The sequence below is a fragment of the Gordonia sp. (in: high G+C Gram-positive bacteria) genome (assembly GCF_020438995.1).
In the GTDB taxonomy this organism is placed as follows: Bacteria; Actinomycetota; Actinomycetes; order Mycobacteriales; family Mycobacteriaceae; genus Gordonia.
Map to the genome: position 1 here is coordinate 1 of NZ_JAGQTN010000166.1, position 6846 is coordinate 6846.

The window sequence follows — 6846 nt, forward strand, 5'->3', positions numbered from 1 at the left end:
GATCCCTCACGCGCCATGGCGTAGGCAAAGGCCCGCGAGACCCCGAGGTACCGGCCCGCTTGCTCCACGGAAACCGTTGGGACGCGGCGAAGTTCGTCAATGTCTGGTGCGGTGCTTGTTTGGTTGCTCATGTCTCATAGCGTGCCTTGTTGATAGTTCCTGTACAAGGCCCTATCGTTATCGACATGCGCACACCCCGAGAGCATCCGCAGCACCAGAAGGGCGACGTGGCCAGGATTGACCGCGTGGCCGGAGAGCGCGGCGACCTGTACGGCATCCGAATTGCCCTCCACGGGCACCCTCACCGCTACGTCGTCCGAGTGGCCTCCGGCGCAGACGGCCCGCGGCTGGTCGAACTACAGATCCAGTCGGACGCCGACGTGACAATCAAGCCGGACGTTCTTCGCGCGATCCCGTCGCGGAGGTTGGCCCACGCCGCGGCCCAGTGGGCACACGTGCGGGACGGCCTGTTTGGTTTCCTCCGCCTGGATGAGGCCACCCGTGAGGCCCTCTACGAGAAGTACCCCGACGACCACGAGGCGTTTGACCTTGCCGCGGCCGAGGCCGTGGCCGCGCTCAAGGCTCAACCCGAGGCCAGCACTTCGCGCGGCAAGCTACCGGAGTCGCACTACCGGGACGTGGCCGAGCAGGTGAGCCAAGCCACCGCGGCCGGTCTGACCCGCAAAGACATTGCGCGAAAACTCGAAACGACAATCCCGACTCTGGACCGATGGATACGCGAAGCGAAGAAGCGCGGATACCTCGGCACCGACCAACCCAACCCTGGAGGCACGAAATGACCAACACCGAGCGTAAGCGCGGCCCACGGGCCGACAACTCGATCAAGAAGCTCTCCACCGGCGGGTGGCGCGCGCGGCCGACTCTCGGCACAGATCCGGTAACCGGGAAACAAGTCCGGCCCACCAAGGTGTTCGCCACCAAGAAGGCCGCCCAGGACTGGGTGGACGAACAACGCGAACAATGGCGTGGGCGGACATGGGCCGCGAAGTCGGACCGGACATTTGACGACGTGGCCGACCACTGGCTCAAGGTCCGGGAGGCCGACGAACGGGTCAGAGAGAACACCGTCCGCGCCGACCGGGAGAGCCTGGCCTACGCGCGTCGTGCGTTCGGCAAGGTGGCCGTCCAGAAACTCACCCCCGAGGCCCTCACCGATTGGTCGCTCACGATGACGACCAAGCCGGGGACCAACAAGGACGGGACGCCGCGGCCGGGTAAGGCCTTGGCCCCGTCCACCAAGCGGCGGGCCATTGTCACCGTCAAGTCCGTCATGGCCCACGCCGTCACGCTCAAGTGGATCTCCCACGACCCGGCGGCCCACCTCCAGGCCCCGGAGCAAAAGGTGATCGTGGCCGTGGCCGAGGGTGAGATCTGGAGCCCGGAGCAGATGATCACGTTCCTGGACTACGTGGCCGACCATCGTCTGGCCGGTTGCTTTGCGCTGACCCTCCTCGGCCTACGCCGCGAGGAGGTCGGCGGGCTCCGGTGGTGTGATCTGGACCTGGACGCTGGGGAGCTACGGATACGCCAGGCCCGCGTGGACGTGAACGGCCGCGAGGTTGTAGACGACCCCAAGAACCGGCGCAGCGTCCGAGATCTCCCGATCCCACCGCGGGAACTGGCGATGCTCAAGGCCATGCGGACCACCCACCAGCGGGAGCGTCTGGCGGTCGGCCGACCACTCACCCCGGAGGACCTCATCCTCTCCCGGATCGACGGGACCCCGTTCCCCGTCCGCGACTACACGCGGTTGTTCACCGACCGGCGTAAGGCCGTGAAGCTCCCGCCGATCACCCTCCGCAACCTCCGCCACTCGTCGGTCTCTCGTATGCGCGCGGCCGGGGTCCCCGCGGACGTGGTGGCGGCCTGGCATGGGCACAGTGAGCGCATGACCCAGGCCGTGTACGGACGCGTGACCGATGACCGACTGGCAGCGGCCGCGGTCACGCTCTCGAACGCGGTAGGACAGAGTTAGGACAGATCGGCCGCGGCCGAGTTCGTCTAGGACACAAAGAAACCCCCTCCGATCCAGGTCGGAGGGGGTTTCTTGTCGGTGGAGCTAAGGGGACTCGAACCCCTGACCCCCACACTGCCAGTGTGGTGCGCTACCAGCTGCGCCATAGCCCCGTATTCGGTTGTGACGCCCGGTTTCCCTGAGCGCCTTTGAAAAGTTACACCACCATCGACGCGGCGACCAAATCGTCCCGGTCACCTGCGTAAACGCGGTGACCGGGACGGTGGTGGCTACTTCAGGAGGTCGGCGAGCCAGTTCTCGTTCAGGGTGATCAGCTTGCCATCGTGGAGGACCGACGGGGTGCTGACCTTGCCGCCGGAGGCCTTGGAGAGGGTTTCCTGCGCCGCAGCGGCGTTCTCCTTGGCCTTCTTGACGCGGGTGCCCGACGAGATGCACGCCTGGGTGTTGTCGCTCGCTCCAGCGTCTGCGGCGAACTTGGCCAGGTCCTTGTTGCTGTGGTCGCTGGAGCCGAGTTCCTGCGGCTGGTTCTCGAACAGGGTGGTGTGGAACTTCTTGATCACGTCCTGTTTCTCGCCACCGTCGGCGACGCACTGGAAGGCTGCGGCCGCGCGGGTGGAGTAGTCGCCGGATGCCGAACTCCTATCGAGGAAGTTCAGCATGTGGTAGCGCACGCGCAGCTTCTTGGCGTTGACGGCGTCGAGGACCTTTTGGCCCTGCGATGCCTCGAACTGCCCGCAGGCCGGGCACAGGAAGTCCTCGAACACGTCGATGGTGACGGGGGCCGACTCCTCGCCGATGACGAGGGCGGTGTTGGTGAGCCGCGATTCATCGACCTTCTCGCCGCCGTCGTTGTTGCTCCAGACGATGCCGCCGATCACGACCGCCGCGATCACCACAATGGCCACACCGAACAGGATGTAGGTCATCGTGCTCGAGTTGGATTGCGGCTTGTACCCCGATTTTCCTACCTTGGGCACCTGTTGCTTGCGGTCTTTGCTCACGGACCTGTCCTTCTGCTGTGTCGCGCTCAGCCGTCACGGCACGGCTGAGCTGTGTGTCTCCTGGACAACTCTAGCGACCACGGCATGAGACGTTCCTGAACACGTACACCGTTCGCATGCCGACTCAACCGCCGAGCGCGGCGTCGACGACCTCCTGCGCCTGGGCCTGCACCTGCGCGAGGTGATCGGCGCCCTTGAACGATTCTCCGTAGATCTTGTACACGTCCTCGGTGCCGGACGGCCGCGCCGCGAACCAGGCGTTCTCGGTGGTCACCTTGAGTCCGCCGATGGCCGCGCCATTGCCGGGTGCCTCGGTGAGGATCGCTGTGATGGGTTCGCCGGCGAGTTCGGTGGCGGTGATCTGGTCGGGTGACAGGTTCCCCAGCAACGCCTTCTGTTCCCGGCTCGCGGGGGCGTCGATGCGGGCGTACACCGATTCGCCGTAGGTATCGGCGAGCCTGCGGTAATGCTGAGACGGCGACTGCCCGGTGACAGCCTGGATCTCGGCGGCCAGCAACGCCAGGATGATGCCGTCCTTGTCAGTGGACCACGGGCTGCCGTCGAACGTCAGGAACGACGCTCCCGCGCTCTCCTCGCCGCCGAATGCGATCGAGCCGTCGAGCAGGCCGTCAACGAACCATTTGAATCCGACCGGCACTTCTAGGAGTTTCCGGCCGATGCCGGCGACGACCCTGTCGATGAGTGACGAGGACACCAGCGTCTTGCCCACTGCCGCATCGGGATTCCAGCCCGGCCGATGAGTGAACAGGTACTCGATGGCCACCGCCAGATAGTGGTTGGGATTCATCAGACCGGAGTCGGGGGTGACGATGCCGTGCCGGTCGGAGTCGGCGTCGTTTCCGGTGGCGATGTCATACTTGTCGCGGGCCGAGATCAACGACGCCATCGCATTCGGCGAGGAGCAATCCATCCGGATCTTGCCGTCGGTGTCGAGGGTCATGAATCCGAATGTGGGGTCGACGGTCGAGTTGACGACGGTAAATTCGGGGAGGTTGAACCGGTCGCCCAGTTCGGCCCAATAACCCACCGACGCACCGCCCATCGGGTCGGCTCCGATCCGGACGCCTGCGGCCCGGATGGCGTCGATGTCGATAACTCCCGCGAGGTCCGCGAAGTAGCCGTCGATGAATGAATAGTCGGTGACCAGGTCATTGGCTCGCGCACTTTCGAACGAAACCCGTTTGACTCCGGAAAGACCTTTGGCGAGAAGCTGATTGGCCCGTGCGGCAACGACCGAGGTGATGGTGGTGTCGGCGGGGCCGCCGCTGGGCGGGTTGTATTTGAAGCCGCCGTCGCGGGGCGGATTGTGTGACGGGGTGACCACGATGCCGTCGGAAAGGACCCCGGGATGGTCGCGGTTGAAGGTCAGAATCGCGCGACTGACCGCCGGGGTGGGGGTGAACGCATCGTGCGCCGCCGTGCACACGCTGACACCGTTGGCCACGAGCACCTCGAGCGCGCTGCGCCACGCTGGAATCGAGAGCAGGTGGGTGTCGAAGCCGATGAACAACGGTCCCGTGATCCCCGCCCCCGCACGGTATTCGGCGATCGCCTGCGTCGTCGCCAGGATGTGATCCTCGTTGAACGCGTTGTCGAGGCTGGAACCGCGATGCCCGGATGTCCCGAACACGACCTGCTGCAACGGATCCGACGGATCCGGTTTGTTCTCGTAGTACGCCCGCTCGACGGCGGCGACGTCGATCAGATCTTCGGGTAAGGCCGGGGTTCCTGCACGCGGGTGAGCCATAGGCCGATTCTGCCACCGGACACCCCGGTGCGCGCCCGATCGCACCACGTTCACCGGGACTGCACAGTCCGGCCACAGGCCGGCACCGGAGGCCGATCGTGTAGAACGGCAGGCATGCTTCTGCGCGCCCCGTCGTCCCCGGCCCTGGCCGTTCTCGTGCTGCCGGGCGGTACCGATTCCAGCTACAAGCCGTTCAGTCCGCTGCAGCCGTCGGCGCTGCGCATGTACCCGTTCAGCGCCTCGATCCGGACCCGCTTCGGGTCGTCGGTGGTGGTGCGCGACGTCCGCTACCGCGTGTACGGCTGGAACGGTCAGCAGAACAGTCCGATGCTGTACGCGCGCAAAGCCCTCGACGACATCACCGCCCGTTACCCGGGGGTGCCGGTGGCATTGATCGGGCATTCGATGGGTGGCCGGGTCGGTGCGCAACTGGCCGCCGAGCGCAGCGTCGGATCGCTGCTCGCGCTCGCCCCGTGGTGGCAGTTCGCCGACTGGCGCCGCATCCACGACGGGGTACGAGTGGTCGCGCTGCACGGCACCGCCGACACCCGGACGTACGCACACCGCACCGAGAAGGGCATCGGCGAACTGTGCGCCCGGGGTGTGGACGCCACGTACATCCCCATCCCCGGTGGCGGACACCCGATGCTCGACCACGTCCTGACCTGGCAGGGTGAGGCGCTCCGGTTCGTGGGGCGATCCCTCGACGACGCCCGCACGCGCTGACCTCCTACGCCCCGAGGGAGTAGAACTCAGGGATCGATAGGTAATTATGCGCAGGTTTCGCGGCGCCGCCCTGTCAATACTCGATCCATGACCACGCCACACGACTCCCGATCTGCCGTCCTGACCGGCCTGACCAGGCTGTCCGACGACGTCAGCGATCTGTCCGCCCGCCTGACCCGCATCGGCACCGAAGTCGATGCTCTCACCGCGCTGCTGCGCACCGGTGCCATGCCCGCCGCGGCCACGAGCCACGCTGTACCGCCGCTCGTCGCGCCCACGCAGTCGCCTTACGCACCTGGCTTCCAGGTCCCCGCTCCGACGTTCGGACCGGTGGCACCCACCGCACCGGGCGTTGGCACGATGCCGCCGAACACCGTCGTCACGAACCCCGTGGCCGCCGGTTCGGTGCCCGGCGCGTCGATGCCCGGTGCAGCGTTCCCCGGAGCGGTTCCCACCGGACCCGGCTATCCCACCGGAACGTTCGGGCCCAACCCTGCCGCCGGGTACCCGGCGCCCGGTTTCCAGGCGCCCGGCTATCCGACACAAGGTATGGCCCCGATGCAGGTCCCCGTTCCGCCGTACGGTGTGCCGGGCTATCCCACTCCCCCGAAAGTGCCGCTGTCCGAACGTCTGTCGGCGGCATTCGAAAGGGGGCTGGTCGGCAGGGCGCTGGCCGGGCTCGGCGTGGGTGTCACACTCATCGGTGTCGTCCTGCTGCTCGTGCTGGCCGCGCAGGCCGGCTGGCTGGGCCCCGGACTGCGCGTGGCCGGTGGTGGTGTGCTGGCGGCGGCGCTCGCGGGAACCGGCCTGTGGCTGTCCGGCAAACCCGGGTACAGAGCCGGCGCGATCGCCTTGTGCGCCACCGGCGTCGGCGCCGCCTACCTCGATGTGCTCGCCGCGACGGTCATCTATCACTGGCTGCCCGACGTTGCCGGCCTGCTGGTGTGCGGGGCGATCGGCGGGGCCGGGCTGGCGCTGGCGCACCGCTGGTCGAGCCAGGCGCTGGGACTTCTGGTGGTGGTGCCGCTGATCGTGCTGGTCCCCGTCATCGCGGACGGATTCACCCTGGTCACCGCATGTTTCATGCTGGCGCTCTCCGCGATCGGCCTACTGCTGCAGATCGACCGCGACTGGCTCGGACTGTTCTTCGCCCGGGTCGTCGCCGCATCGCTGACACTCACCGCGGCCGTCATGTCCGCGAACGACGATCTGCGCGCCGACGGCGCTACCGCCTGGTTATACCTCGCCGTGGGTCTGCTCGGGTTCGCCCTCGCCATCGGCGGCACCTTGATGGCGTTGCGCCGCACCGGCCGCGGCGCCGAGTACGCGCTCACCGGAATGCTGTCGCTGGTCCC

The 6846-nt window shown here is 66.9% G+C and carries 6 protein-coding genes and 1 tRNA gene; 4 read left to right on the top strand and 3 right to left on the bottom strand.

Annotation, left to right across the window (positions count from 1 at the left end):
- Window positions 1-185: 185 nt before the first annotated feature.
- Window positions 186-800 carry a hypothetical protein gene (locus tag KDB67_RS12125; RefSeq protein ID WP_291016046.1) on the top strand — a complete coding sequence of 205 codons (615 nt, stop codon included), beginning with the start codon at window positions 186-188 and terminating at the stop codon, window positions 798-800.
- Window positions 797-1996, top strand: coding sequence for a site-specific integrase (locus KDB67_RS12130; protein WP_291016048.1), 1200 nt, complete (start codon window positions 797-799; stop codon window positions 1994-1996). The genes KDB67_RS12125 and KDB67_RS12130 overlap by 4 nt, the downstream gene beginning before the upstream one ends.
- Window positions 1997-2075: 79 nt before the next feature.
- Here KDB67_RS12130 and KDB67_RS12135 read toward each other — a convergent pair.
- From KDB67_RS12135 to pgm, 3 genes are all read right to left on the bottom strand, one after another.
- Window positions 2076-2148: transfer RNA gene (locus tag KDB67_RS12135), tRNA-Ala, on the bottom strand.
- 117 nt (window positions 2149-2265) lie between these two features.
- Entirely contained in the window at window positions 2266-2997 is a 732-nt protein-coding gene (locus KDB67_RS12140; protein WP_291016050.1) for a thioredoxin domain-containing protein, read from the bottom strand.
- A 124-nt stretch (window positions 2998-3121) separates the two neighbouring features.
- A complete protein-coding gene (gene pgm, locus KDB67_RS12145) occupies window positions 3122-4765 on the bottom strand; it encodes a phosphoglucomutase (alpha-D-glucose-1,6-bisphosphate-dependent) (RefSeq protein WP_291016052.1) in 1644 nt (547 codons plus the stop codon).
- Window positions 4766-4879: 114 nt separating this feature from the next.
- Here pgm and KDB67_RS12150 point away from each other — a divergent pair, with 114 nt between their 5' ends.
- Both KDB67_RS12150 and KDB67_RS12155 read left to right on the top strand, forming a co-directional pair.
- Window positions 4880-5491 (top strand): alpha/beta fold hydrolase, encoded by a 612-nt coding sequence (locus tag KDB67_RS12150; RefSeq protein WP_291016053.1) that lies wholly within the window; start codon window positions 4880-4882, stop codon window positions 5489-5491.
- A gap of 87 nt (window positions 5492-5578) precedes the next feature.
- On the top strand, window positions 5579-6846 hold a 1268-nt coding region (locus KDB67_RS12155; RefSeq protein ID WP_291016054.1), incomplete at its 3' end, for a DUF2339 domain-containing protein.